We start from the raw sequence: 24,744 nt of genomic DNA, 5'->3' as shown, positions 1-24,744 counted from the left end.
GACTGTGACTGCGAAAGGAACACGGTCAGATCGGAAAGGCGCTTGAGCCAATCCCTGGCCGCTCGGCCCGCGCCGTCCATGGCGCGGGACGCTTTCCTCCTCTGCCCGTGTTCCCTGCGCCTTAAACTAAGACATTGCGGCCAGGCAAATACGAAACCTGGTTTCATCTGCAGTTACAGCCCGCAATGCGGGCTTTTTTTTCGCCTTTAAACCGGGCCAGCGGATATGAATAAAACTGAACTGCTGTTTCAAAATCGGCGCAGGAGGATAGACGCTCAGGAAGCGGATCATGTATGGTAGTGACGCAAATTACAGGGCAGGAGCCGATGCTCCATGACCGGGCCACAATCCCGGTGTTATCAAGCAAGGGGAACTGATGAAAAACTGGAAAACGAGTGCTGAACAGATTCTGACCACCGGACCTGTCGTGCCGGTCATCGTGGTGAACAAACTGGAACACGCTGTGCCGATGGCGAAAGCGCTGGTGGCAGGCGGTGTCAGAGTGCTGGAAGTGACGCTGCGCACGCCCGTAGCGATGGATGCACTGCGTGCGATGATCAAAGAAGTGCCGGATGCGATCGTCGGGGCAGGAACGGTGATTAATCCGCAGCAGTTACAGGAAGTGACCGATGCCGGTGCGCAGTTTGTTATCAGTCCTGGCGTAACAGAATCGCTGCTGAAAGCGGCGGTTGAAGGGCCGGTTCCGTTGATTCCGGGCATCAGCACCGTTTCAGAGTTAATGACCGGTATGGACTATGGTCTGCGCGAGTTTAAGTTTTTCCCGGCAGAAGCGAATGGCGGCGTGAAAGCGCTGCAGGCGATTGGCGGACCTTTTCCGCAGGTACGTTTCTGTCCGACCGGCGGCATCTCTCCCGCCAACTACCGTGACTACCTGGCGCTGAAAAGCGTGCTGTGCATCGGCGGCTCCTGGCTGGTACCCAACGACGCCCTGGAAGCGGGCGACTGGGATCGCATAACCCGCCTGGCACGCGAAGCTGTCGAAGGCGCGAAGTAAGTAATGGCGGTGAGCGTCTGCTCACCGCACAAATTTACCCCTGAACCGTAACCGCCGCTGCGCTGGCCACTGCACGCGCAATCGCCTGCGTGGTGCTGTCACCGCTGGCCAGCGCAACGCCAAGACGACGCTGCCCGCTGATCTCCGGCTTCCCGAACAGCCGCAGCTGCAGACCGGCCCCCAGTGCTGCTTCGACATTCACAAACTGCACATTCTGGCTGGTCAGTTGCGGCAGGATAACGGCAGATGCCGATGGACCATACTGACGAATCCCGCCAATCGGCAGACCCAGGAACGCCCGTACGTGCAGCGCAAACTCTGACAAATCCTGTGAAATCAGCGTCACCATGCCGGTATCATGAGGACGAGGTGATACTTCACTGAACACCACCTCATCACCGCAGACAAACAGCTCAACGCCAAACAGGCCATAGCCGCCCAGCGCCTTCACCACCTGCGCGGCAACATCCTGCGCTCGCTGCAGCGCCAGTTCACTCATCTGCTGTGGCTGCCAGGATTCACGATAATCGCCATCCTCCTGACGGTGACCAATCGGCGCACAGAAGTGAATCCCGTCGACCGCGCTGATGGTCAGCAGGGTGATCTCAAAATCGAAGTTAACAACGCCTTCGACGATGACGCGACCGGCACCGGCGCGGCCACCCTGTTGCGCATAATCCCAGGCTTTCTCAAGCTGACTGACGTCGCGGATAAAGCTCTGACCTTTGCCGGATGAACTCATCACCGGCTTTACAATGCACGGGAAGCCGATTTCGGTTGTGGCTTCATCAAAACGCGCTTTGCTGTCGGCAAAGCGATAGCTTGAGGTCGGCAACGACAGCTCTTCAGCCGCAAGGCGACGAATGCCTTCACGATTCATAGTCAGCTTTGCGGCGCGGGCGGTCGGAACCACGCGCTGGCCCTGCTGCTCCAGCTCAACCAGTGTATCTGTAGCGATGGCTTCAATTTCCGGCACCACAAAGTCTGGCTTCTCTTCGGCAATCAGCGCAGCCAGCGCTGCGCCATCCAGCATATTAATCACATGACTGCGATGGGCGACATGCATCGCCGGGGCATCGGCGTAACGATCAACTGCGATGACTTCCACACCCAGACGCTGACACTCCAGCGCCACCTCTTTACCCAGTTCACCTGAACCCAATAGCATTACGCGCGTCGCCGCCGGACGCAGCGCTGTTCCGAGAGTCGTCATACATTCCTCTAAGCAGTCAAATTCGCGCGCAAGTATAAACGAAAACGTTTGCGTTCTCATCTTTCGTCCATACGACACCGCCGTTTGCCGTACTTTTCCCGCTCTGACGTTTCCTGACATCCTTTTGGTCAGGATAGCGGGCTGACATCTCAAAAAGGAGTGGATGATGAACAACTGGTTGCAACAGATTCAGTCGGTACTGACTAAGAAGGGCGGTGAAAGCAAATCGGGCAGCGGCTTAAGTGACATGCTGGCGCCGGGTGCGCTGGGCGGTCTGGCCGCAATGCTTGTCTCCAGTAAGTCTTCACGCAAACTGCTGACAAAATATGGCGGTAAAGCGCTGATTATTGGTGGTGGTGCGACCGCAGGAGCGTTGCTGTGGAACAAATACAAGCAGCGGGTCAGCGAAGCGCACCAGAATGAACCTGACTTTGGCGTGGCCCAGACGCCAGTCGATCAGCGCGCTGAACGTCTGGTCACGGCGCTGGTGTTTGCCGCTAAAAGTGACGGACACATCGACGATCAGGAGCGGGCAGCTATTGAGCAGAATATTCATCAGTCCGGTTACGGCCAGGATGCAGAGCAGCTGATTCAGAAAGCGATGAACCGCCCGCTGGATCCGCAGTGGCTGGCCGCCGATGTGAAAAATGAGGAAGAGGCGCTGGAGCTTTACTTCCTGAGCTGTGCCGCTATTGACGTCGATCACTTTATGGAACGCAGCTATCTCTCCGCGCTGGGCGACGCGCTGAAAATTCCTCAGGATGTGCGTGACGGCATCCAGCAGGATCTGGAGGCTGAAAAAGCCCGTCTGCCCGCCGGTTAATCCTTTCAAACGTCCGCTGGCAGGTCACAGAACGTGATTCGTCAGCGGCAGCTTCTCTCGTCATACCTGGCTTCCCACGACTGAAGTGTTACGCTTACAGATCATTACGTTCACGGAGACGGATGGATGAAAGCACCCATCGCAAAAAAAATTCCCCATGAGATGACGCTGCATGGTGAGACGCGCGTTGACGACTACTACTGGCTGCGCGACGACAAACGCGAAAACAGCGAGGTTCTTGATTACCTGCGTGCCGAAAACAATTACGGCAAAAAAATCATGTCATCGCAGCAGCCGCTGCAGGACCGGGTTTTAAAAGAGATTATCGATCGACTGCCGCCGGAAGATCACTCTGTGCCCTATGTGAAAAACGGTTATCGCTATCAGAGCCGCTATCAGAGTGGTAACGAATATCCGGCTTATTACCGTCAACCGGCAGCAAGCGAGGAGTCTGGCGAGTGGAGCCTGCTGCTGGATGCTAACCAGCGCGCCTCGCACAGCGATTTTTACACGATGGGCGCGCTGCACATCAGCCCCGATAACCGGGTGATGGCGCTGGCCGAAGATTTCCTGTCGCGACGCCAGTACGGCATCCGGTTCCGCAACCTGGAGAGTGGCAGCTGGTATCCTGAAGTGCTGAGTAACGCCTCATCCAGCTTCGCCTGGGGCAACGACTCGCGCACGATCTACTATGTGCGGAAACATCCGCAGACGCTGCTCTCTTATCAGGTGTGGCGACATGAACTGGGGATGCCGCAGTCGGAGGACAAGCTCGTCTACGAAGAGCAGGATGACACTTACCATCTCAGCGTGCACAAGAGCACCTCTAAGCAGTTCATCATGATTGCGCTCTACAGCACCAACACCAGTGAAATTCAGCTTATCGATGCGAACTTCCCCGATGCGCAGCCACATGTCTTTCTGCCGCGCCGTCGCGACCATGAATACAGCATCGACCATTACGATCATCAGTTCTTCATTCGCTCAAACCGCGAAGGCAAAAACTTCGGTCTCTACCGCAGTCGTTATCTGGATGAGTCACGCTGGGAAACACTCATCCCGGCGCGGGAACAGGTGGTGATGGATGATTTCCAGCTATTCCGCGACTGGCTGGTGGTTGAGGAGCGCCAGCGCGGTTTAACCAGCCTGCGTCAGATTAACTGGGCCAGCGGCGAAACCAGCGGCATCGCCTTTGACGATCCCACCTATGTGACCTGGCTGGCCTATAATCCGACGCCGCGTACCAGCAAACTGCGCTACGGCTATTCGTCGATGACCACGCCGACCACGCTGTTTGAACTGGACATGGATACCGGCGAACGCCGCATCCTGAAGCAGAGCCAGGTTAAAGGCTTCAACGCGGAAGATTACAAAAGTGAGCACCACTGGATTAAAGTCAGCGATGGCACTGAAGTGCCGGTGTCGCTGGTCTATCACCGCAAACATTATCAGCCCGGTCAGAACCCGATGCTGGTCTATGGCTATGGTGCCTACGGCAGCAGCATGGATGCCGATTTTAGCGTCAGCCGTCTGAGCCTGCTGGATCGCGGCTTTGTCTATGCGCTGATACAGGTGCGCGGCGGCGGTGAGCTGGGGCAGCAATGGTATGACGGCGGTCGCCTGCTGAACAAAATGAACAGCTTTACCGACTTTATTGATGTCACGGATGCGCTGGTGGCGCGCGGCATCGGCCACCCGGAACGGCTCTATGCGATGGGGGGCAGTGCAGGCGGCCTGCTGATGGGTGGCGTGATTAATCTGGCGCCTCAGCGGTTCCACGGCGTCGTGGCGCAGGTGCCGTTTGTGGATGTGGTCACCACCATGCTGGATGAGTCAATTCCGCTGACCACGGGTGAATATGACGAGTGGGGTAACCCCAACGATCCGGAATATTACTACTACATCCGCCAGTACAGCCCCTATGACAACATTGAGGCGAAAACGTATCCCCACCTGCTGGTCACGACCGGCCTGCATGACTCACAGGTGCAGTACTGGGAACCGGCCAAGTGGGTGGCGAAGCTGAGAGCGATGAAAACCGATAACAACCTACTGCTGCTCTGCACCGATATGGATTCCGGTCACGGCGGGAAGTCGGGGCGTTACAAAGCCTACGAGGGCATCGCGATGGAGTACACCTTCCTGCTCGGACTGGCACAGGGTACCCTGCCGCCAGCTCAGGACTACTGAGACTCCGACAGGTACTTATTCAGCGCCTGCCGTAATGGCGGGCGCAGATCGCTAACATTATTCAGCACCCACTTCAGGTAGCTCGGATCCTTTCTCGCAATCACTGCAATCGCCTGGCCGCGGTATTTGCCGAACGGCAGAATATCGTCGCGCTGGGCCGCTGGTTGTGAACGCACAATCATCTCGGAGGCCCCCCAGCCGGAGACCTCCATAATGCGAATCAGCAGCGCCGCTGTGACATAGCAGTCATAGAGTGCGCGGTGGGCATGCAGGTCAGCAGGCGGCGTCACATCCAGCTTCAGCGAATGACGCAATGCCTGGTTGCCATATTTAATGCCCGGCCAGAGCTGGCGCGCCAGCTGCATGGTGCAGATCCATTCACCGTACATCTCCGGCAGCATCCGGCGATCAAAGCTGGCGTTATGCGCCACGTAGAAAGCACTGCCGTAATAGCGCGGGATCGCCTCTTCAATCGTCGGTTTACCGGCGACCATCGCTTCGGTGATGCGATGCACCGCCATCGCCTGACGGCTGATAGGGCGGTCGGGCAGGGTGAGATCGCTCATCGGATTCACAATCTGACCGTTGACCACATCCACGGACGCGACTTCCACCACGCCGCCCTGCAGACCGCAGGTTTCGGTATCGATAACGCGAAACATCATTGCTTCATCTTCGGTTCATAAGGAAGGCGCGACAGGCTGAGTGACGCCTGGCGGTATTGCATCAGACGCTGACGAAACCAGTCACGCAGCGCTTCGGGCTGCTCCTGCGCCACCATTTCGGCGACGACCGGCATGTTATAGCGCTCTTTGAACGCCACGCCCGCTGCCGCCAAATCGACATTGATCTTGTCTTTCTCTTCCTGGGACAGCACGGCAAGGTTATGGCTCATAATATTCTCCTGACGATAGCCGGCAAAAGTAATGTTTTCGGCGGTCTGAATCAAGGATAAGGATCGCATCGCTGGCCTCGACAGTGCAAATGCAGCAGCGTATCCTTTTTCCACGTTTTTCGCCCTGGCGGCGGTTAAAAGGATGATATTATGCAGAAAAAACCCATTTCCCGCATGGTTATTGCGCTGGCGACAGCAGGACTGATGGCATTCAGCTCGCTGGCCGCCGCGCATGCGCATCTCCAGACTTCTATCCCGTCAGCCAAAGCGCAGGTGACGACATCTCCCGATGCGCTGACGCTGAACTTCAGTGAAGATATTGAAGCGGCCTTCAGCGGCGTTACGTTGCTGGACAGTGAACAGAAGCCGGTCGCGACCGCCAAAGCCCGCGTTGAGTCTGACCAGAAAAATCGCCTGATTGTCGGTCTTTCTCAGCCGCTGAAAGCGGGGAGTTATCAGGTTAACTGGCATGTGCTGTCAGTGGATGGACATAAAACTGCAGGAAGCTATCGCTTCAGCGTGAAGTAACCCGGTGAACACCTTCTGGATCCTGCTGCGCGGACTGCATTTCGCTGCCGTGATGCTGCTGACCGGCAGCGCCTGTTACAGCGCGCTGCTGGCACCCAGACGCTATCGACTCCTGCTGGCGTTACGGTTAAACCCGCTGGTGAAGGGGAGCGCCTGGCTGGCGCTGCTGAGTGCGCTACTGATGCTGGCCTGTCAGAATGTGCTGATGAGCGGCGACAGTACCAATCTGGCCGATACCGACATCTGGCTGGCGGTGCTCGGCACACATTTTGGTGCGGTGTGGCAGTGGGAAATCATTTTCGGCGTCATGGGCATTTTCGCGCTATTACTGACCGGAAAGCTGCGCCAGCAGGTGTTACTGCTGGCAGGCGTGCTGCAACTGTCCTGCATGGCCCTGATTGGTCACGCCGCAATGCGCGATGGAGTGCCCGGTCTGCTTCAGCAGATCAGCCAGGCAATGCATCTGATTGCGGCGGCGTTTTGGGTGGGGGGATTATTGCCCTTGCTGCTGTTGATGCGCGAGGTGCGCCAGATTGATCGCCGCACGGACGCGATTCGTACCATGATGCGGTTTTCGCGCTACGGTCATCTGGCGGTGGTGTTAACGCTGCTGAGCGGCGTGATAAACAGCGTGATGATCGCAGGCTGGCCACTGATGTGGCACGATTCACGCTACATTATATTGTTGCTGTGCAAAATGCTGCTGGTTGCCCTGATGGTGCTGGTGGCGCTGATTAACCGGTACTGGCTGGTGCCGCGTTTCCGCCTGGCGGGCAGCGGCACGCAGCAAAAATTTATTCGCATGACGCAGCTTGAACTGCTGCTGGCGTGTGGAGTGGTTGGGCTGGTGAGCGTATTTGCCACGCTGTCGCCAGCCTGAATGTGGTTTAAGAGAGAAAAGGGTAGTTATGTTGCTGAAGAAAGTGATCCCCGCAATCCTGTTGTTATCCGTATGCGGCCAGGCGCTGGCGACACAAATCATTACCGTCAGCCGCTTTGAGATCGGTAAAGAGAAGTGGCCGTTTAACCGTGAAGAGGTGATGCTGACCTGCGAGAAAGATGGAGCAATGTTTGCCATCAACCCGAGCACACTGATGCAATATCCGCTGAACGACATCGCCGACCAGCTGTTCAAAAACAAGCAGGTGAAAGCGCAGCCGATCAGCGTGATTCAGGCCGAAGACAAAGCGCATCCGGGCCAGATGATGAGCCTGCAGCCGATTATTGAGCGCACCCAGGCGCTGTGCGGTAAATAAACCTCTCGGGTGCAGCCTCGCGCTGCGCCCAATCTCCGATTTTTTGCCGTTGCGATCACAAACTGATCCACTTTATGGCCCTGATCCCCGCGTTTGCTGGCATTTCCACCGCGCTGTTCTAACCTTAAATTGCAAGGCGACATCGCCTTCATAAATGCCAACTTTTAGCGCACGGCTCCCTGAGAGCCATTTCCCTGGACCGAATATAGGAATCGTATTCGGTCTTTTTTTGGTTGGAATTTAAAAAATTTAATACCTAAATCAACCAGTTAAAACCCATTCTGTTACCTGAATTTCTATTCTGCTGGAATTTTACCCGCCACTTTGTCGCCATTTTTCTTCGCCAGGAACGCCAGCGAATTGCATCCTCAGGATGAGCGGGCGCGAAGTGGATGTAATACATAATTATCCGCATCAACGTTATGCTCACGCTTGAACACGGCCGCTTGCACTCACTGCCATATGTGCTCAAGATCGGTCAGCGTGCAGCCTTGGGTGACTTCCAGCTGCGCAATTTTCGCAGCGTTTTGTATTCCACTTCAGCCAGGTCGAACAGGATTTTTAACGCCGTCTTGATGGTGGCCGTTTGTTTGCCGGTTTCGGCCAGTAAGCCAGTTCCCGGCTCGTACTCGATCACCGCGCCGTCATGAAATGACCAGTGCAAAGCATAGGCCGGGGTGTTGTCAGATAAAATATCTGACAGCATAAAGCCGGTATCAATTTCATCGCCCAGACACAGAACAAGAACTTGTTCGCCCACTGACGGCGCATTCCATGAGCGGGTTTTATCCGCATCGGTGCTCAGCCAGTTGATTGTGTTTTCAGGTAACAACACGGCATAAAGGGCTATCAAGATTGAGGGCCGACACGGTTCCGATGCTGGTCACGTTGCGTAGCAGGCGCAAATCTTTAAGATTTGTAAGTTGATGGGGCTAGAGTGTCCCATCAACCAGAGAAAAAAGGGATTTAGCGTTTGTTCATGTATAGCTAAACATCAGAGGAAGTCAGAAAAGAAATAGTACCAAACCTCATCTTAGGTTCAGTAAGTTTCTGGTGACACTCTCGCTTAACTAGCAGCCCAACAGCAGAGAATAGCCTTTAAGGAACACAATCCTACCTAAAATTGACCTCAATCAACCTCTTCCAACATCCTCCCCAAACCCCTCACCATGTTTACCCAACGTATAAAAACTCAGTCGTAACCTGCCCCGGTGATATTCAATCAGGATCTGTTATGTTCTTAAAAAAAGTTATCCCATGTGTAATTGTAGCGTTAGCGAGTGCCGCAACGTCAGGTTGTGTGATGGCTGATGGTGGTCATCATCGTGGCCCATCTTCTGACTGGCATCGTCATCATGAAAACCATCATAATGACGCCAGCTGGAGTCAGCACGCCGGACCTGCTTCGCCAGTAAACAATGCTTCTCAGCATATGGGACCACCACCAGCGCCGGATAGTGCCGCTCAGCATATGGGGCCGCCACCCGCTGACAGTGGCATCCACCGCTGGCACTCTTAAGACGCGTTTGAGCAAATAGTACGAAATCATCTGAAGCGACAAGGGGCTTTATTGCCCCTTTTAACGGGCAATCTTTACCTGACTAAAATCGTACCGTAAGCGCGCTTTATTTGTCCCCGACAGAAAACTCAAGCCTGACGAAGCGTTGCCGCTAAACACAATCCCGCGGCTTCACCTAAAAAACCGACCCCACTCGCAAAAGCCACAACAACTCCCGCAGCAAGCACCCAAAGCTTACCTGTCATCTTGTCATCACCGCGGTTTGGCTTATTCTTAACCTCCAATCAAATGGAGGAACGTTTATGAAAGCGGCAATTGCTAATAGTGAACACTAGGTTGAAGTGGTTGAGAAGACGCTACGTCCTCTCAAAACCGGCGAAGCGCGGCTCAGGATGGAATGCTGTGGTGTATGCCATACCGATTTACATGTGAAGAACGGTGATTTTGGTGATAAGACCGGTGTAACGCTGGGTCACGAAGGGATCGGTATCGTTGAGGAAGTCGCGCCGGATGTCACCTCGCTCAAGCCGGGCGATCGCGCCAGCGTCGCCTGGTTCTTCAAGGGCTGCGGACACTGTGAATACTGTAACTCCGGTAATGAAACGCTCTGCAGGGACGTCATCAATGCCGGTTTTACCGCCGATGGCGGCATGGCTGAAGAGTGTATCGTCGTTGCTGACTACTCGGTCAAAGTTCCCGACGGACTTGATCCCTTTGCCGCCAGTAGCGTTACCTGTGCCGGTGTCACTACCTACAAAGCGGTAAAAGTATCAGAGGTCAAACCGGGACAGTGGCTGGCGATTTATGGCCTTGGTGGGCTGGGTAATCTCGCTCTGCAGTATGCGAAAAACGTCTTCAACGCTAAAGTGATTGCGATTGATGTCAGTGATGGACAGCTGGCGCTGGCGAAAGAGATGGGAGCCGATCTGGTCGTTAACTCTGCCAGCGAAGATGCGGCACGCTTTATTCAGGAGAAGACCGGTGGGGCACATGCTGCTGTGGTCACAGCCGTCGCCAAAGCGGCCTTTAATTCAGCGGTGGACGCGGTCAGAGCCGGAGGTCGGGTCGTAGCAGTCGGACTGCCGCCGGAAGCAATGAGCCTGAATATCCCGCGACTGGTGCTTGATGGCATCCAGGTGGTGGGATCGCTGGTCGGAACGCGCAACGATCTGGCGGAAGCTTTCCAGTTTGCGGCAGAAGGCAAGGTGGTGCCGAAAGTGACCAAAAGGAAGATTGGTGAGGTCAATGCCATCTTCGATGAGATGATTCACGGCAAAATCCGCGGCAGGATGGTTATCGACTTTACCGGTCAGCCTGCCAGTTAGAACCCAACTGAGCGTTACTAAGGCCCGCGCATTGCGGGCTTTTTTATGTCTGCAGCGCCTGGTCCTGCCACGTGAAGGCCTTAACGCGTATTCCCCATAAACATTAATAAGCACGGCTTTATGTTTCATTGTGTGATTTTCGCTTGCACTTTACCGGTAACATTATAGTTTATGAGGGGAAGGCATGATTACACACAACCGAAGGAGGGTTATTTATGGCGAAGCATCACTTACTTAAATCCATTGAAATTGCTGCAATTGTACTGTTTGTCCTGATACTGGCGTATCTGGCTGTGACCGGTCTGATGTCATCGACGGGCATGGATCACGCCTGGCCTTATCCCACTAAGTAACTGAGTGCGGCACCAGGGAAATTATAAATAATATAAATAGATAACCTTTCCCTCTCGAAAGGGATAAACCCCGCTATCGCGAGGTTAATCAGAGGTTACACCAGACTTACCGACAGCAGCGTCAGTTCTTCAGTTTCCAGCGACAGGCTTTTTTTGGTTTCGAACATAAAGGTCTCAAGCGCCTCCTCAACATCATCACCTTCAATAAAGGCATGCGTCGTAACATGATTTTCACCTTTTGGCTTAATGACGTAGGAAACAAACCACTTCTTCTTTTCCATGATGCTTTTCCTCTTCTGAAAATAGTAATGCCGCGTGGCGATAATGCCTTAACAGGCCGTTCTTTCGCCGGACTCTCAGCGGAACCTGACCTTAAACGCACCGTGGCCGATAAAGGCTAATCAAGCGGGGCAGGATGCAGCAGGTCAATTACGTCATCGATTTCATTGCTGGCTGCGTGGCGATCAAGGGCAACCGCATAATAGCGTCCCTTGCAGTAGTGCTTTGTTACCGCCACTCGATGGCCGGTATCGCTGTCAGCTTCACCGCCGCTCAGGGTCTGCAGATGGGGCGGGATAACCAGCTCACTTTCGAGTTGTTCTGCTTCAATGATTACCGCGCCACCGTCACTGGATAGCAGCAGATGCTGAATGCTCATGTTCTCTCCTTTGCTTCAGATTGCTAACCGGGAAAGTGTAGTTCACCTCAGCAGGCGTGCTGGCGAGGGCGCTTAATCATTGCGTGTACAGGGCTGATAAACGGTGTCAGAGGTAATAAAAAAGCCCCAGACAGGGGCTTTTAAGAAATGAGTGGACTGAAACTTAGCTGGTCTGATTGGCCAGCTTAGGCTTCAGTACGCGCTTACCCATCTGAATGCCGGGCTTCTCAACATACTTATAGAGTAAAGAGGCCAGCGCATAGGTCACCGGGATGGCAGATACGCAGACAATCAGGAAACGCATCATGTCGCTCTTAAACTCAAAGTCAGTATGAGTGAGCAGCAGGGCGATCAGCGGGATCACGATCAGCAGGTGCAGCAGGTAGACCGAGAACGAGACGTCGCCCAGCCACGTGCTGAGTCGGTTGTTCAGAAGTTTCCGCGGCAGGGCAATCAGCTGAGCCATCATGCTGCCCTGCGGGTATTGCCACAGAATCGCCGTCATACCGACGATCATCAGCGCCTCCATTATCACCTGCAGCTTAATCGCGTCCATGCCAATCGCCACGGTGACGACCGGGCCGAGCAGCGCATAGCCGACATAGAGCAGCGATTTACGGCGAATTGCTTCGGCCAGCAGCATTCCTGCCAGGAACATGTTCAGCTTAATCAGGATCATCGAAGGCATCTCAAACGCCTCATAATAATCGGCCAGCACGTACCGACCGGCGCAGCAGAGCGCCATGATGCCAATCAGGGAGGCGGCATAACCAAAGCGCAGCGTGACCAGCATGATGAACGGGAACAGCAGATAGAACTGCATCTCCAGCCCAATACTCCAGTCAGGTAGCACGGTGTTAAACCCATACTCGGGCAACATGCCGAACAGGAAGCTGAAGTGAGTCAGGATATTTGCCAGCGACTGGTCGTTGTAACGCGACGACTCCGTGGCGGTGCCGGAATAAAAATGCGCAATGGTGTCACGCATTTCACCAAACCACGGGCCATAAATCAGGGCAATGATTAACAGCAGATAGTAGAGCGGGGCGATACGGAAGAAGCGGCGGATCCAAAACTTCTTAATCGTCTCCGCGCTCTGCCATGGCTCTTTCTGCTGGCGCTCGACGTAGTTTTTCGCCATCAGATAACCCGATAACAGAATAAAAAGGTCGACCCCGATGCCCGGTGATGAAATTAGTGTGATATGGCAATGAACCAGTAAGCTGATATGGCCAACCAGTACCCAGAGAGAGGCAATGCCGCGTAACCCTTCCAGCTCCGTTGACCAACCTCGTGTTGCAGACATAACTTTTCCTCGTTTTTACCCGGCTTTTGGCGCTCACTAAGCCTTAAGGCAAAAGATATGTAAACGGGCCTTTACAAAAGTAAGAGGATTCCGAGCATAGAGATTAGGAAGAAATCAACTGCACAAGGGCTGGAAGGCACGCAAAGGTAAGAGTGTACAAGCGCACACCCTTAACCAGAATTACTGATTGAGATAAGCGATCAGGCCAGCTTTAACAGGATCATGCCAGCCAGCAGAAGAGTCAGACCGACCCAGCCTTTGCGGTTTAGTCGCTGGCCAAACAACACCCATCCAGCCGCGACAGTGGCAATAATCCCAAAACCGCCCCAGACTGCATAGGCGATCGACAGATCGATGCCTTTGACCGCCTGAGCGAGTGCGCTGAAAGCGAGCAGCACACAGCAGAGTGATAGCAGACCGTACAGCGGTTTCTTAAACCCATCAGAATATTTAAGGAATATGTTGGCGGCAATCTCCAGCACGATAGCAAGTGCCAGCCAGACGGCATGAATAAAATCAGCGATGACCATGATTAACCTCCGCTGATGATTGGGTGCCAGTCTTGATCAGCACAATCCCGACGATCAGCGTTACCAGACCGCAGATTTTCAGCGCTGACAGCGCTTCGCCAAATAGTTGTACGCTGAATAACGTAATCAGCATGATGCCAATCCCTTCCCATAGGGCATAAGCCACACCCAGGGCGATACGTTTGATGGCGAAACTCAGCAGAATATAGGAACAAGCGATCATGCCCAGCATCATGAGATAGCCTGAATGGCTGCCATTGAGGCTGGACCATTTCATGAAAAGGGTACCAATAATTTCAGTAACAATAGCGAGTGATAGTAAAACCCAGGCGCGCATGGGTGCTCTCCAGCAACGATAAAAGACGACCTGCCACAGTACACAGGGCAGACTCAGAACAGTGTCGAAGTGGTGAGGGGACTACAGGGCGTTACGCCAGTGCTGATCGGCGACGTTCCAGCCAGAAAGGAAGGTGGGGGTAAGATGTGACATGAACATTCTGCTCATAAAATTTACAACGCATCCACATTGTTGCTTCTCGTCAGTGGACGGATAATGCCTCCGGTGAAATACACGCCGGATTTATACCATTCTGCACATCATGAAATCAACAGCAGATGCTGCTATTTTTGATTCCTGTTGAGGTTTGATGGTTCAAAAATCAGTTTTTTTTAAAACGTATGTAGGGAAGCGCGAGTTCGTAAAACAGTGCAAAAAAAAACCGGGCAACAGAATGCCCGGTTTTTGTTACGTGACACCGTCACGAATCACTCAGCGCGCTGCGGCACGGTGCGAACCGGCGCATCACCCGCGACATAGTAAGTGGCGGTGCTGCGTGGCAGCGGATTGCGGCCACGAATCTTATCGGCAATCTTCTCGCCAATCATGATAGTGGTGGCATTCAGGTTACCGGTGATAATCAGCGGCATAATCGACGCATCAACGACACGTAAACCTTCCAGCCCATGTACACGACCTTCGCCATCCACGACGGCCATCGGGTCGTTACCCATCTTACAGGTGCCGCACGGATGATAGGCGGTTTCGCCGTGGTTGCGCACGAACTCGTCCAGTTGCTCATCCGTCTGGCAATCCAGACCCGGACTGATTTCACGGCCACGATATTTATCCAGCGCTGGCTGATTGATTATCTGACGCGTAATGCGGATAGCATCGCGGAACTCATGCCAGTCCTGCTCATGTGACATGTAGTTGAACAGAATAGCCGGATGACGACGCGGATCGCGTGACTTCAGGCGCACATGACCACGGCTTGGCGAACGCATAGAGCCGACGTGACACTGGAAGCCGTGGGCATCAACAGCGTTAGAACCGTTATAGTTAATTGCTACCGGCAGGAAGTGATACTGAATGTTCGGCCAGCTGAACTCTTCGCGGCTGCGGATAAAGCCGCCTGCTTCAAACTGGTTGCTGGCACCGATTCCGGTGCCGTTAAACATCCACTCTGCACCGATTTTCGGCTGGTTCCACCACTTCAGGGCCGGATAGATAGAAACCGGCTCTTTACACTCATACTGCAGATACATCTCCAGATGGTCCTGCAGGTTTTCACCCACGCCCGGCAAGTCGTGCACCAGCGGAATGTCGAATTGCTTCAGCAGCTCAGGCGAACCCACGCCAGAACGCTGCAGGATCTGTGGCGAGGCGATAGCACCCGCGCACAGCAGCACTTCACGACGAGCCGTCACTTTATTGATGGTGTTGCTGTCGCCCTGCAGATACTCCACGCCAACCGCGCGCTTGCCGTCGAAGATGATGCGATCGGTGGTGGCATGCGTAATGATCTTCAGGTTGGGGCGACCTTTGGCCATATCGAGATAGCCACGGGCAGTGCTGGAACGACGACCCTTTGGCGTCACGGTACGATCCATCGGACCAAAACCTTCCTGCTGGTAGCCATTCAGATCGTCGGTGCGTGGATAACCCGCCTGTACACCCGCCTCAATCATCGCTTCAAACAGCACGTTGTTGCCCGCTTTCGGCGTTGCCACGCAAACCGGGCCATCGCCGCCGTGGAAATCGTTCGGGCCGATATCGCGGGTTTCCGCTTTACGGTAGTAGGGCAGGCAGTCCAGATAACTCCAGTTCTCCAGTCCCGGCTCGCTGGCCCAGTTGTCCAGATCCATCGCGTTGCCGCGGATGTAACACATGCCGTTAATCAGGGATGAACCACCCAGGCCTTTGCCGCGACCACACTCCATGCGGCGGTTGTTCATGTAAGGCTCTGGCTCAGTCTCATAGGCCCAGTTATAGCGTTTTCCCTGCAGCGGGAAGGCAAGGGCCGCAGGCATCTGTGTACGAAAATCAAAACGGTAATCCGGGCCGCCCGCTTCGAGCAACAGGACGCTCACGTTGCTTTCCTCGGTAAGACGGGTCGCCAGAACATTACCTGCGGATCCGGCTCCAATAATAATGTAATCAAATTCCATTCGTCGTTCCTCAGGTTAAGTGATTAAAAGACTGACTGAAAACGCGTCAGCTCAACCTGCACGGACTTCACCTGGGTGTAGCTCTGCAGCGTCATCAGACCATTCTCGCGGCCAATACCGGAGTGCTTGTAGCCGCCCACCGGCATCTCTGCGGCGGACTCGCCCCAGGTGTTGATCCAGCAGATACCGGCTTCGATCTGATGAATCACGCGGTGCGCTTTATTCAGGTCCTGCGTCACCAGTCCGGCGGCCAGACCAAACTCGGTATCGTTGGCGCGGCGGATCACTTCTTCTTCACTTTCATAGCTCAGGATCGACATCACCGGCCCGAAGATCTCTTCACGGACAATCTTCATCTCATCACGGCAGTTGGTGAACACGGTGGGGGCCACCCAGGCACCCTGGTCGAAATCACCACCAGTCAGACGTTTGCCGCCACACAGCACGCGTGCGCCTTCAGCAATGCCGGATTCGATGTAGCGCATCACGTTGTCGCGATGGCTGAAGCTGACCAGCGGACCAAAGTTGGTAGCCGGATCACGCAGATCGCCTGCTTTAATACGGGCAACGCGTTCGCTGATTTTGGTCTCGAACGCCGCCTGCAGTTTTGCAGGGATAAAGACGCGGGTGCCGTTGGTGCAGACCTGACCGGAGCTGTAGAAGTTCGCCATCATGGCGATGTCAGCGGCCAGATCGAGATCGGCATCATCAAAGATGATCAGCGGTGATTTACCGCCCAGCTCCATAGTGACCTCTTTCAGCGTTGACCCCGCTGCATTAGCCATCACTTTTTTGCCGCTGACAACGCCGCCGGTAAAGGAGACTTTGTCGATGCCCGGATGCTCGGTGAGCAACTGACCGGTCACCGAACCGATGCCCGGCAGCACGTTAAACACGCCATCCGGCAGGCCCGCTTCGGTGTAGATTTCTGCCAGCTTCAGGGCAGTAAGCGGAGTCATTTCGCTGGGTTTGAAAATCATCGCGTTACCCGCTGCCAGCGCGGGTGCGGATTTCCACAGGGCGATCTGAATCGGGTAGTTCCAGGCACCGATACCGGCGACCACGCCCAGCGGTTCGCGGCGGGTATAAACAAAGGAGGTTTCACGCAGTGGGATCTGCTGACCCTCCAGCGCCGGAACCAGACCCGCGTAGTACTCCAGCACGTCTGCACCGGTGACGATATCGACCGCTGAGGTTTCGCTGTAAGGTTTACCGGTGTCCAGCATTTCCAGCTCTGCCAGCTCATCATTACGCTCGCGCAGGATGTCGACGGCGCGACGCAGGATGCGTGAGCGCTCCATGGCGGTCATTGCCGCCCAGACCTTCTGGCCTTTTCTGGCGGCAGCAACGGCGCGATCGACATCTTCCTGGCCGGCGGCATGAACCTCTGCCAGGACTTCGCCGTTGACCGGGTTGATTGTCTGGAACGTTTCGCCAGACGCTGCGGCAACATAAGCGCCATCGATGTAGAGTTTCTGCTCGGTGAATCGGGACATGTTTTCTCCTTCCGTTATTCGTGCTCGCCAGCCAGTTGCTGACGGATGAATTGGGTGGTCAGTGTGAGCGCGATAGCGGGATCGAATGGCTTACCGCTTAGCGCGGCGCGCAGCCACAGACCGTCGATCAGGGCAGCCAGACCGTGTGCGGCCAGGCGTGCTTTTTCCAGCGGCAGTTCACGCCGGAATTCGACCACCAGCGTTGAGTAGAGCCGACGGCTGCTGACCCGCTCAAGCCGGTTAAGCTGGGGCTGATGCATGCTACTCGACCAGAAGTCGAGCCAGGCTTTCATCACCGCGGTGTGCACCTGGGTTTCATCAAAATTTCCATCAACAATGGCACACAGCCGCTGTTCTGCAGAGGCATCGGCCAGCGGTTTTAGCCGCGACAGTACTGCCTCGCGTAGCTGACGCGTCACATCACGCATCGTAGCTTCCAGTAAACCGTTCTTGTCCTTGAAGTAGTGACTGATGATGCCGGTTGAGACCCCCGCCCGCCGGGCGATCTGGGCAATCGTGGCATCATTAATCCCCATCTCATTAATCGTGCTCAGGGTCGCATCAATCAGTTGCCGACGTCGTATCGGCTGCATCCCTACCTTTGGCATAGCTCCAGCTCCACCCTCAAATCGAGCCCCTATTTAATCTTTTTTTGATTGCACGTTCAATATAAAAAGAAAATTTGTTAGGATGCTGTTTTTTAAATGTAGCGTAAGCGAAACGGCAATGAGTGCTAAAATAGGCTGGATTGTCATAGCGATTAACAGGAAGTGACAGAACGAAACAGAGCCGCACGGCCTGAACACCGTGGGCGGCAAGACGTATCCATTGCGAATTTTCAGGACATTAACCAGAGGTAATCGATGAATAATCCACCTTCCGGTGAAAAAGACAGACTCAATCCCGTTGTATTTTATACCTCTGCCGGATTGATTCTGACGTTTTCACTTGTGACGATTCTCTACAGTGAACTGGCCGCGAGCTGGATCCTCAAGGCGGTCAACTGGGTTTCCGCCACCTTCGGCTGGTACTACATGCTGGCTGCCACCCTCTACATCGTCTTTGTGCTCTATATGGCCTGCTCACGCTTTGGCTCTATTAAGCTTGGGCCGGAGCACTCTAAACCCGAATTCAGCGTGCTCAGCTGGTCCGCCATGCTGTTTGCTGCCGGGATCGGCATCGACCTGATGTTCTTCTCGGTCGCCGAACCGGTGACGCAGTATATGCAGCCGCCGGAAGGAGCAGGGCAGACGCTGGAAGCCGCCCGCCAGGCGATGGTCTGGACGCTGTTCCACTACGGACTGACCGGCTGGTCGATGTACGCACTGATGGGCATCGCGCTGGGCTACTTCAGCTACCGTTATAACCTGCCGCTGACTATTCGTTCGGCGCTCTATCCCATATTCGGTAAACGCATCTATGGCCCCATTGGTCACACGGTAGATATCGCAGCCGTGGTCGGCACCATCTTTGGTATCGCTACCACGTTAGGGATAGGGGTCGTACAGCTGAACTACGGCCTGAAAGTGCTGTTTGATATCCCGGAAGGCCTGACCGCGCAGACCGCGCTGATTGTCCTCTCTGTGGTGATCGCTACCATCTCTGTGACGTCGGGTGTTGATAAAGGGATCCGTTTCCTCTCCGAACTCAACGTGATCATGGCGCTTGGCCTGATTCTGTTTGTGCTGTTCTTCGGCAACACCGAGTTCCTGCTGAATGCTCTGGTGCTGAACGTTGGCGATTACATCAACCGCTTCATGGGCATGACGCTCAATACCTTTGCCTTTGATCGTCCAACCCAATGGATGAACAGCTGGACGCTCTTCTTCTGGGCGTGGTGGGTGGCGTGGTCGCCGTTTGTCGGCCTGTTCCTGGCGCGTATCTCACGCGGTCGTACCATTCGTGAGTTCGTGCTGGGCACGCTGATTATTCCGTTCACCTTTACACTGCTGTGGCTGTCCGTGTTCGGTAACGCCGCGCTGTATCAGATCATTCACGGTAATACGGAATTTGCGCAGGAAGTAATGAACCATGCAGAGCGTGGCTTCTACAGCCTGCTGGCGCAGTATCCGGCGTTTAAACTCAGCGCATCGGTTGCCACCATCACTGGCATGCTGTTCTACGTGACCTCTGCGGATTCCGGTTCGCTGGTGCTGGGTAACTTCACTTCGCGGCTGAAAGACATTAACAGCGATGCGCCAAACTGGCTGCGCATCTTCTGGTCCGTGGCGATTGGGGTGCTGACGCTGAGCATGCTGATGACCAACGGTATCACTGCCCTGCAGAACACCACGGTGATCATGGGACTGCCGTTCAGCTTTGTGATCTTCTTTGTGATGGCGGGTCTGTTTAAATCACTGAAGATTGAGGATCACCGCCGTGCCAGCGCCACGCGCGATACTGCGCCCTATCTGGCGCATGCGACCGACCGTCTGACCTGGAAGAAGCGTCTGTCACGCCTGATGAACTACCCGGGTTCGCGTTACACCCAGCAGATGATGGAAAAGACCATTTTCCCGGCGATGCAGGAAGTGGCAAAAGAGCTGGAACTGCGTGATGCCCGCGTCACACTGGAAAGCGTCGAGGCAGATGAGGCGAACCCGATTGGCTATCTGGATCTGCGTGTTCATCTGGGCGAAGAGCAGGACTTCATTTATCAGGTCTGGCCGCAGCAATATTCGATTCCGGGCTTTACCTACCGCGCCCGTAGCGGTAAGTCGACCTACTATCGACTGGAAACGTTCCTGATGGAGGGCAGCCAGGGTAACGACCTGATGGATTACAGCAAAGAGCAGGTGATCATCGACATACTGGATCAGTATGAGCGACACCTGAACTTCATCCATCTCAACCGTGAAGCGCCGGGCAGCAATATCAGCTTCCCGAGCGTGTAAACCAGGCCCGTCAGCACTGTGCTGGCGGGTTTTTTTTTGCCATCGACGAGCCGTTGCACGCCGTCGCCTGCCGATATCGTCTATCTTTAGGGCTTTGCTGGCCTGATGCCTGAAGGGTATAGACAGGGAGTCATATGGGAAAAATATTCAGTACGTTTCTGCCGCTCTACACCACCACGCTGCTGATGCTGCTTGGTTCCGGTTTACTGACCACCTATGTCTCATTACGGCTGGCCAGCGAGCAGGTTAACGGCGCGCTGATTGGTGCAATTATCGCGGCAAACTATATCGGGCTGGTCATTGGCGGCAAGGTGGGGCACAACCTGATCGCCCGCGTCGGCCATATCCGTGCCTACGTCGCCTGCGCCGGGATCATTACCGCCTCCGTGGTGGGTCACGGCCTGACTGACTTTATTCCGCTTTGGGTCTTTCTGCGTCTGATTATCGGACTCTGCATGATGTGCCAGTACATGGTGCTGGAGAGCTGGCTCAACGATCAGGCGGAATCGTCGCAGCGTGGCATGATTTTCGGCTTATATATGGTCGCTACCTACCTTGGGCTGAGTGGCGGGCAGGTGATACTGAGCCTGCAGACCGGATTTGGTGTGAGTACGCTGCTGATTGTCGCACTCTGCTTCGCGCTCTGTCTGGTGCCGATAGCGCTGACCACCCGCACCCATGTCAGGCCGATGACGCCCGCACCCATGGAACTGGGCTATTTTATCCGCACCATCCCCAAACTGCTCGGCACCACACTGGTAACCGGCATGGTAATTGGTGCCTTCTACGGTCTGGCACCCGTTTATGGCAGCAGCAAAGGCTTCACCACCGGTCAGACCGGCTATTTTATGAGTCTTACGATCTTTGCCGGGCTGGTGTCGCAGTTTCCACTGAGCTGGCTTTCTGACCGCTACGATCGTCAGCGACTGCTGTTTATTATTGCGATGCTGTTTGCCGTCATCTGCGTGCCACTTATCCTGCTGCCGCATCTGACGTTTGACTGGATGATCGGCATCGCCTTTGCCGCCAGCATGATGCAGTTCGCGCTCTATCCATTGCAGGTGGCGCTGGCCAACGATCAGGTGGCCGCCGAGCGCCGCGTGTCGTTAACCGCCTGTCTGCTGATGGCGTTTGGTATTGGTGCCAGTATCGGCCCGCTGGTGGTCGGTGCGCTGATGCAGCCGCTGGGCAGCAATATGCTCTATCTCTTCTTTGCGCTCTGTGCGCTGGTGATTGGCGGGCTGAGTTTTGTCCGTGCGCCAGGTCCGCTTCCGACAACCGAAGTCCCGCTGCCGCACGTGGTCATGCCTGACAGTCTGGCGACCTCGCCACTGGGTGCTGCGCTGATCCCGACGCTGGAAGAGGAGGTGATTCAGGCGTCAATGGGCGGTCAGGCACCGGAGGAGGAGTACGGTGGAGACGAGGGCGCGACTGATGAAGAGGCATTGTCCGACGATCATCCCGGGGAGGTTTCCGAAGATCAGCGCCATAAATAGCCGCGACAGGGCAGGACCTTGTTCGCCAGGCTTTGCATGGCTTTATGCATAATGTCCGGATCTGGCTCACTTCTGTCCGGTCACTGGCTCGACAGGCGGGCCAGCAGCAGCGATGCTGAGTCACCCGCTTCTTCAGGAGTCATACCATGCTGGAACTGCGCCCGAACTGTGAACACTGTGACGTCGATCTGCCGCCATCGTCTCTGGCGGCACGCATCTGCTCGTTTGAATGCACCTTCTGCGCTGACTGCGATGAGCATTTCGCGCATGTTTGCCCCAACTGCGGCGGTGAACTGGTGCGCCGTCCGGTGCGTCCGGCAGAGAAACTACAGAAATATCCGGCCAAAATGCGCAGCTGATCTCAAATGACGACGATTACGTCAGAGGCAGAATAGCCTGCGTGGCCCGATGCCGTTATGATGAATCTCGTCCCTGACAGAGCTACCACCTTAACTGAGTGCCGGAGATAAGCGCCGGGAGGGACGCACTTTTCTTCCACCCTCTGTTTCTCTTCGCCCCACAGCCTTACTGGTTCTGTTTCCCCGTTCATCACGCCGATTCGTGGCCAGCCCTGACTATACTCTGATAATGTTTTCAGCAGAGAGGCGCATGCACCCATGTATTACGACGTCCTGAATGGCGCAGCATGGCGACGGATCTGGGTGGTGGGCGATATCCATGGATGCCGCCGCGAACTCGATGCGCTGTTGCAGCAGCAACAGTTTGACTCTCAGCAGGATTTACTGATTTCGGTAGGCGACATTATCGATCGCGGGCCCGACAGTCTGGGTTGTCTGGCCCTGCTGGACGAGCCCTGGTTTCGCTGCGTGCGCGGCAATCATGAGGAGATGGCGCTGGCGGCGTTGCAGGGACAGGAAATGGCGCTCTGGCGGATGAACGGCGGCGACTGGTTCTTCCGGCTGCGGGGCGCAGCGTTAATCGCGGCACGTCATGCGTTGCGGCGCTGTGGTGAACGGCCGCTGATACTGCATCTGCAATTGGGTGAGCGCACTATTGTGATTGCCCATGCAGATTATCCGGCCCGGGAATACGCATTGAATAAGTCACTCGACTGGCAAAAGGTGGTCTGGAGCCGTCAGCGGCTGGAGGACCTGGAGTCAGGTGAGCAGGCGGGCATCCATGGCGCAGATGCCTTTTACTTCGGTCATACCCCGCTGAAACAGCCGCTGACGATTGCCAATCTGCATTACATCGATACCGGCGCCGTGTTTGGCAATCATCTGACGATGCTGCAACTCAAGTGAGTTAGCGGAACAGGCGACCGTCGCGCACCAGTTCGCGCGGATAGCTGTTCTTGATGCGGGTGCCAACTTTCTTCGCCAGCCCCAGCGGCTGCTGCTGATAGGTCACAATCATCTCATTGTTAACGGGTGCCGTTTCCGGATAGATATCCCGGCCGCGATACCACTCTTCAGCTTCTGCCGCCGTGAGCTCAAAGGCCTGCGTCGCATCGGGTTGCGCCAGTGCAATCACGGCTTCATGCTGCCAGCGATAGCCTTTAGCAAAGGTTTCTGCCAGCTTCAGGCCAATGCGCGAAAAGCGCACTTTGCCCAGCAGCGGGGTGACGGCTTTCGGGAAGAGCCAGATCTCTTTATCACGCTGCCACAGCTCCAGTGCGTCATCCCATTTGATAGAGACAGTGGCGGCGGCCTGTACGATCTCACTTTCCAGCTTACGGTTGAGATGGGAGAAGGGCAGCTTACCCACTTTGTAGCCCGGCAGGGGTAAGGGCTCGACTGACGCGATTTTACGCAGACGCGCCACGAAAAAGCCTTCGCTGTCGAACATCTGCGGAAAGACATGCAGATAGCCTTCGGGCGTCGCGGCCTGATCACCACCCTCAAAAAGCCTGTCGAGCGGCACGACCTCAACCGCGTCCGGATAGCGCTGCAGCAGCCAGCTAATCACCTGCTGATTCTCAATCTGATTCAGGGTGCAGGTTGAATAAACCAGCGTGCCGCCAGGTTTGAGTGCGTGAAAGGCACTGTCGAGCAGATCACGCTGGGTCGCGGCGATCTCTTCGGTACTCGCCAGCGACCAGTTTTTCAGTGCATCCGCATCTTTACGAATCACGCCTTCGCCGGAGCAGGGTGCGTCGAGGAGGATGGCGTCGAACTGCTCCGGCAGGGCGGGCCCGAAGACCCGCGCGTCAAAGTGCGTCAGGGCACTGTTGCTGACGCCGCAGCGGCTGATGTTAGCGTGCAGCACTTTGACCCGGCTGGAGGAGAATTCGTTTGCCAGGATTACGCCCTGATTGCCCATTCGCGCCGCAATCTGGGTGGTTTTGGAACCCGGTGCCGCCGCCATATCCATCACGGCGCTGACCTCTGGCTGGGTATCAAACAGTGCAGTTACCGGCAGCATGGAGCTGGCTTCCTGAATGTAGAACAGGCCGCTGAGATGCTCAGCGACGCTACCCAGCGGCAGGCTCTCATCTTCCCGGCTGATCCAGAATCCCTCTTCGCACCACGGCACCGGCGTCAGCTTCCAGTCATACCCGGCGGTCTGGCTCAGGAAGTCAGCTACGCTGATCTTCAGGGTATTGACGCGAATACTGCGGCGCAGCGGTTGCTGACTGTAGGCGATAAACTGCGCGAAGCTCGCCTCATCGGGCAGGCTCTGACGCATTAATGAGAGAAAATCGGCGGGGAAAAACGAAGACGCATCTGACACGGGCACATTCCAGTTAAGGCAAAGGCGGCAGTGTAACATGAGGAAAGAAAACGGGCAGCCAGGCTGCCCGTTTGAGAGTGAGAATAACGTGAAGGCTCAGGGAGC

General features: G+C 55.3%; 26 protein-coding genes. 13 read left to right on the top strand and 13 right to left on the bottom strand.

All coding sequences use genetic code 11. The features are described from left to right. The first annotated feature begins 376 nt into the window (after positions 1-376). Positions 377-1,015: a bifunctional 4-hydroxy-2-oxoglutarate aldolase/2-dehydro-3-deoxy-phosphogluconate aldolase gene (locus NIM72_RS04200; RefSeq protein ID WP_010258674.1), complete on the top strand. Its 639-nt coding sequence runs from the start codon at positions 377-379 to the stop codon at positions 1,013-1,015. 34 nt (positions 1,016-1,049) lie between these two features. Here NIM72_RS04200 and purT read toward each other — a convergent pair whose 3' ends face one another. Continuing rightward, positions 1,050-2,228: a formate-dependent phosphoribosylglycinamide formyltransferase gene (gene purT, locus NIM72_RS04195; protein ID WP_253418893.1), complete on the bottom strand. Its 1,179-nt coding sequence runs from the start codon at positions 2,226-2,228 to the stop codon at positions 1,050-1,052. A 166-nt stretch (positions 2,229-2,394) separates the two neighbouring features. On the opposite strand from purT, the gene NIM72_RS04190 reads away from it, so the two are divergent. Together NIM72_RS04190 and NIM72_RS04185 are read left to right on the top strand one after the other, a co-directional pair. Further along, positions 2,395-3,051 (top strand): tellurite resistance TerB family protein, encoded by a 657-nt coding sequence (locus NIM72_RS04190; protein WP_161733188.1) that lies wholly within the window; start codon positions 2,395-2,397, stop codon positions 3,049-3,051. A 126-nt stretch (positions 3,052-3,177) separates the two neighbouring features. Continuing rightward, a complete protein-coding gene (locus NIM72_RS04185) occupies positions 3,178-5,241 on the top strand; it encodes a prolyl oligopeptidase family serine peptidase (RefSeq protein WP_253418877.1) in 2,064 nt (687 codons plus the stop codon). On the opposite strand, the gene exoX is transcribed toward NIM72_RS04185, so the two are convergent. Further along, positions 5,235-5,903, bottom strand: coding sequence for an exodeoxyribonuclease X (gene exoX / locus NIM72_RS04180; RefSeq protein WP_161733186.1), 669 nt, complete (start codon positions 5,901-5,903; stop codon positions 5,235-5,237). The genes NIM72_RS04185 and exoX overlap by 7 nt on opposite strands. Next, the gene (locus tag NIM72_RS04175) at positions 5,903-6,136 is read right to left on the bottom strand and encodes a DNA polymerase III subunit theta (RefSeq protein WP_033733020.1); all 234 of its coding nucleotides are present in this window, start codon (positions 6,134-6,136) and stop codon (positions 5,903-5,905) included. The genes exoX and NIM72_RS04175 overlap by 1 nt, the downstream gene beginning before the upstream one ends. 150 nt (positions 6,137-6,286) lie before the next feature. Between NIM72_RS04175 and copC the strand changes: the two genes are divergently transcribed. The 3 genes from copC to NIM72_RS04160 are packed head-to-tail and all read left to right on the top strand — an operon-like array spanning position 6,287 to position 7,920. Next, a complete protein-coding gene (gene copC / locus NIM72_RS04170) occupies positions 6,287-6,664 on the top strand; it encodes a copper homeostasis periplasmic binding protein CopC (RefSeq protein ID WP_253418874.1) in 378 nt (125 codons plus the stop codon). A gap of 4 nt (positions 6,665-6,668) precedes the next feature. Then, positions 6,669-7,544 (top strand): copper homeostasis membrane protein CopD, encoded by an 876-nt coding sequence (gene copD / locus NIM72_RS04165; protein ID WP_253418871.1) that lies wholly within the window; start codon positions 6,669-6,671, stop codon positions 7,542-7,544. A 28-nt stretch (positions 7,545-7,572) separates the two neighbouring features. Beyond that, positions 7,573-7,920 carry a YebY family protein gene (locus tag NIM72_RS04160; protein ID WP_161733105.1) on the top strand — a complete coding sequence of 116 codons (348 nt, stop codon included), beginning with the start codon at positions 7,573-7,575 and terminating at the stop codon, positions 7,918-7,920. Positions 7,921-8,398: 478 nt separating this feature from the next. Here NIM72_RS04160 and NIM72_RS04155 read toward each other — a convergent pair whose 3' ends face one another. Next, positions 8,399-8,773 (bottom strand): phage baseplate assembly protein V, encoded by a 375-nt coding sequence (locus NIM72_RS04155; RefSeq protein ID WP_253418868.1) that lies wholly within the window; start codon positions 8,771-8,773, stop codon positions 8,399-8,401. A gap of 381 nt (positions 8,774-9,154) precedes the next feature. Here NIM72_RS04155 and NIM72_RS04150 point away from each other — a divergent pair, with 381 nt between their 5' ends. The 3 genes from NIM72_RS04150 to NIM72_RS04140 all read left to right on the top strand — a co-directional run bounded on the left by NIM72_RS04150 (position 9,155) and on the right by NIM72_RS04140 (position 11,117). Continuing rightward, on the top strand, positions 9,155-9,439 hold the full coding sequence (locus NIM72_RS04150; RefSeq protein ID WP_202604893.1) for a hypothetical protein: 285 nt from the start codon (positions 9,155-9,157) through the stop codon (positions 9,437-9,439). 341 nt (positions 9,440-9,780) lie between these two features. After that, positions 9,781-10,764: an alcohol dehydrogenase AdhP gene (gene adhP / locus NIM72_RS04145; protein WP_253418865.1), complete on the top strand. Its 984-nt coding sequence runs from the start codon at positions 9,781-9,783 to the stop codon at positions 10,762-10,764. Between the two features lie 215 nt (positions 10,765-10,979). After that, entirely contained in the window at positions 10,980-11,117 is a 138-nt protein-coding gene (locus tag NIM72_RS04140; protein ID WP_167493426.1) for a hypothetical protein, read from the top strand. A gap of 95 nt (positions 11,118-11,212) precedes the next feature. On the opposite strand, the gene NIM72_RS04135 is transcribed toward NIM72_RS04140, so the two are convergent. The 8 genes from NIM72_RS04135 to betI form a co-directional block, all read right to left on the bottom strand. Next, on the bottom strand, positions 11,213-11,398 hold the full coding sequence (locus NIM72_RS04135; protein WP_150015032.1) for a hypothetical protein: 186 nt from the start codon (positions 11,396-11,398) through the stop codon (positions 11,213-11,215). A gap of 116 nt (positions 11,399-11,514) precedes the next feature. Further along, entirely contained in the window at positions 11,515-11,775 is a 261-nt protein-coding gene (locus NIM72_RS04130; protein ID WP_013358126.1) for a hypothetical protein, read from the bottom strand. Between the two features lie 163 nt (positions 11,776-11,938). Next, positions 11,939-13,081 (bottom strand): acyltransferase, encoded by a 1,143-nt coding sequence (locus tag NIM72_RS04125; RefSeq protein ID WP_161733101.1) that lies wholly within the window; start codon positions 13,079-13,081, stop codon positions 11,939-11,941. A gap of 200 nt (positions 13,082-13,281) precedes the next feature. Then, the gene (mdtI, locus tag NIM72_RS04120) at positions 13,282-13,611 is read right to left on the bottom strand and encodes a multidrug/spermidine efflux SMR transporter subunit MdtI (RefSeq protein WP_253418862.1); all 330 of its coding nucleotides are present in this window, start codon (positions 13,609-13,611) and stop codon (positions 13,282-13,284) included. After that, complete coding sequence (mdtJ, locus tag NIM72_RS04115; protein ID WP_150015024.1) at positions 13,598-13,948, bottom strand: multidrug/spermidine efflux SMR transporter subunit MdtJ; 351 nt, start codon at positions 13,946-13,948, stop codon at positions 13,598-13,600. Before mdtJ ends, mdtI begins: the two co-directional genes overlap by 14 nt. Positions 13,949-14,376: 428 nt before the next feature. Then, on the bottom strand, positions 14,377-16,059 hold the full coding sequence (gene betA, locus NIM72_RS04110; protein WP_161733097.1) for a choline dehydrogenase: 1,683 nt from the start codon (positions 16,057-16,059) through the stop codon (positions 14,377-14,379). A 23-nt stretch (positions 16,060-16,082) separates the two neighbouring features. Continuing rightward, positions 16,083-17,555 carry a betaine-aldehyde dehydrogenase gene (gene betB, locus NIM72_RS04105; protein WP_161733095.1) on the bottom strand — a complete coding sequence of 491 codons (1,473 nt, stop codon included), beginning with the start codon at positions 17,553-17,555 and terminating at the stop codon, positions 16,083-16,085. A gap of 14 nt (positions 17,556-17,569) precedes the next feature. After that, a complete protein-coding gene (gene betI / locus NIM72_RS04100; RefSeq protein ID WP_222925379.1) occupies positions 17,570-18,163 on the bottom strand; it encodes a transcriptional regulator BetI in 594 nt (197 codons plus the stop codon). 255 nt (positions 18,164-18,418) lie between these two features. Between betI and NIM72_RS04095 the strand changes: the two genes are divergently transcribed. From NIM72_RS04095 to NIM72_RS04080, 4 genes are all read left to right on the top strand, one after another. After that, positions 18,419-20,449, top strand: coding sequence for a choline transporter (locus NIM72_RS04095; RefSeq protein WP_161733091.1), 2,031 nt, complete (start codon positions 18,419-18,421; stop codon positions 20,447-20,449). Between the two features lie 134 nt (positions 20,450-20,583). Continuing rightward, positions 20,584-21,945, top strand: a complete 1,362-nt coding sequence (locus NIM72_RS04090; protein ID WP_222925380.1) for an MFS transporter — start codon at positions 20,584-20,586, stop codon at positions 21,943-21,945. 146 nt (positions 21,946-22,091) lie between these two features. Beyond that, positions 22,092-22,304, top strand: coding sequence for a DUF1272 domain-containing protein (locus NIM72_RS04085; protein ID WP_161733087.1), 213 nt, complete (start codon positions 22,092-22,094; stop codon positions 22,302-22,304). Between the two features lie 258 nt (positions 22,305-22,562). Then, positions 22,563-23,210 carry a metallophosphoesterase gene (locus NIM72_RS04080; protein ID WP_161733085.1) on the top strand — a complete coding sequence of 216 codons (648 nt, stop codon included), beginning with the start codon at positions 22,563-22,565 and terminating at the stop codon, positions 23,208-23,210. A 1-nt stretch (position 23,211) separates the two neighbouring features. Here the strand turns inward: NIM72_RS04080 and rsmF are convergent, their stop codons facing one another. Beyond that, positions 23,212-24,678, bottom strand: a complete 1,467-nt coding sequence (rsmF, locus tag NIM72_RS04075; RefSeq protein ID WP_253418859.1) for a 16S rRNA (cytosine(1407)-C(5))-methyltransferase RsmF — start codon at positions 24,676-24,678, stop codon at positions 23,212-23,214. Between the last annotated feature and the right edge of the window lie 66 nt (positions 24,679-24,744).

This window comes from Pantoea sp. B550 (assembly GCF_024158165.1).
GTDB classification, from domain to species: Bacteria; Pseudomonadota; Gammaproteobacteria; order Enterobacterales; family Enterobacteriaceae; genus Pantoea; species Pantoea alfalfae.
The sequence above is the reverse complement of the archived record's forward strand: the minus strand, read 5'-3'. Positions and strand labels throughout refer to the sequence as shown.

Bases quoted from the DNA above. Each gene is read 5' to 3' on its own strand.
- NIM72_RS04200 (WP_010258674.1), top strand. From the start codon at position 377: ATGAAAAACTGGAAAACGAGTGCTGAACAGATTCTGACCACCGGACCT.
- NIM72_RS04125 (WP_161733101.1), bottom strand. From the start codon at position 13,081: ATGTCTGCAACACGAGGTTGGTCAACGGAGCTGGAAGGGTTACGCGGC.
- NIM72_RS04140 (WP_167493426.1), top strand. From the start codon at position 10,980: ATGGCGAAGCATCACTTACTTAAATCCATTGAAATTGCTGCAATTGTA.
- purT (WP_253418893.1), bottom strand. From the start codon at position 2,228: ATGACGACTCTCGGAACAGCGCTGCGTCCGGCGGCGACGCGCGTAATG.
- NIM72_RS04160 (WP_161733105.1), top strand. From the start codon at position 7,573: ATGTTGCTGAAGAAAGTGATCCCCGCAATCCTGTTGTTATCCGTATGC.
- copC (WP_253418874.1), top strand. From the start codon at position 6,287: ATGCAGAAAAAACCCATTTCCCGCATGGTTATTGCGCTGGCGACAGCA.
- NIM72_RS04175 (WP_033733020.1), bottom strand. From the start codon at position 6,136: ATGAGCCATAACCTTGCCGTGCTGTCCCAGGAAGAGAAAGACAAGATC.
- NIM72_RS04095 (WP_161733091.1), top strand. From the start codon at position 18,419: ATGAATAATCCACCTTCCGGTGAAAAAGACAGACTCAATCCCGTTGTA.
- NIM72_RS04130 (WP_013358126.1), bottom strand. From the start codon at position 11,775: ATGAGCATTCAGCATCTGCTGCTATCCAGTGACGGTGGCGCGGTAATC.
- NIM72_RS04150 (WP_202604893.1), top strand. From the start codon at position 9,155: ATGTTCTTAAAAAAAGTTATCCCATGTGTAATTGTAGCGTTAGCGAGT.
- NIM72_RS04185 (WP_253418877.1), top strand. From the start codon at position 3,178: ATGAAAGCACCCATCGCAAAAAAAATTCCCCATGAGATGACGCTGCAT.
- mdtJ (WP_150015024.1), bottom strand. From the start codon at position 13,948: ATGCGCGCCTGGGTTTTACTATCACTCGCTATTGTTACTGAAATTATT.
- rsmF (WP_253418859.1), bottom strand. From the start codon at position 24,678: ATGTTACACTGCCGCCTTTGCCTTAACTGGAATGTGCCCGTGTCAGAT.
- NIM72_RS04135 (WP_150015032.1), bottom strand. From the start codon at position 11,398: ATGGAAAAGAAGAAGTGGTTTGTTTCCTACGTCATTAAGCCAAAAGGT.
- exoX (WP_161733186.1), bottom strand. From the start codon at position 5,903: ATGTTTCGCGTTATCGATACCGAAACCTGCGGTCTGCAGGGCGGCGTG.
- betA (WP_161733097.1), bottom strand. From the start codon at position 16,059: ATGGAATTTGATTACATTATTATTGGAGCCGGATCCGCAGGTAATGTT.
- NIM72_RS04190 (WP_161733188.1), top strand. From the start codon at position 2,395: ATGAACAACTGGTTGCAACAGATTCAGTCGGTACTGACTAAGAAGGGC.
- NIM72_RS04090 (WP_222925380.1), top strand. From the start codon at position 20,584: ATGGGAAAAATATTCAGTACGTTTCTGCCGCTCTACACCACCACGCTG.
- NIM72_RS04085 (WP_161733087.1), top strand. From the start codon at position 22,092: ATGCTGGAACTGCGCCCGAACTGTGAACACTGTGACGTCGATCTGCCG.
- NIM72_RS04080 (WP_161733085.1), top strand. From the start codon at position 22,563: ATGTATTACGACGTCCTGAATGGCGCAGCATGGCGACGGATCTGGGTG.
- betB (WP_161733095.1), bottom strand. From the start codon at position 17,555: ATGTCCCGATTCACCGAGCAGAAACTCTACATCGATGGCGCTTATGTT.
- betI (WP_222925379.1), bottom strand. From the start codon at position 18,163: ATGCCAAAGGTAGGGATGCAGCCGATACGACGTCGGCAACTGATTGAT.
- mdtI (WP_253418862.1), bottom strand. From the start codon at position 13,611: ATGGTCATCGCTGATTTTATTCATGCCGTCTGGCTGGCACTTGCTATC.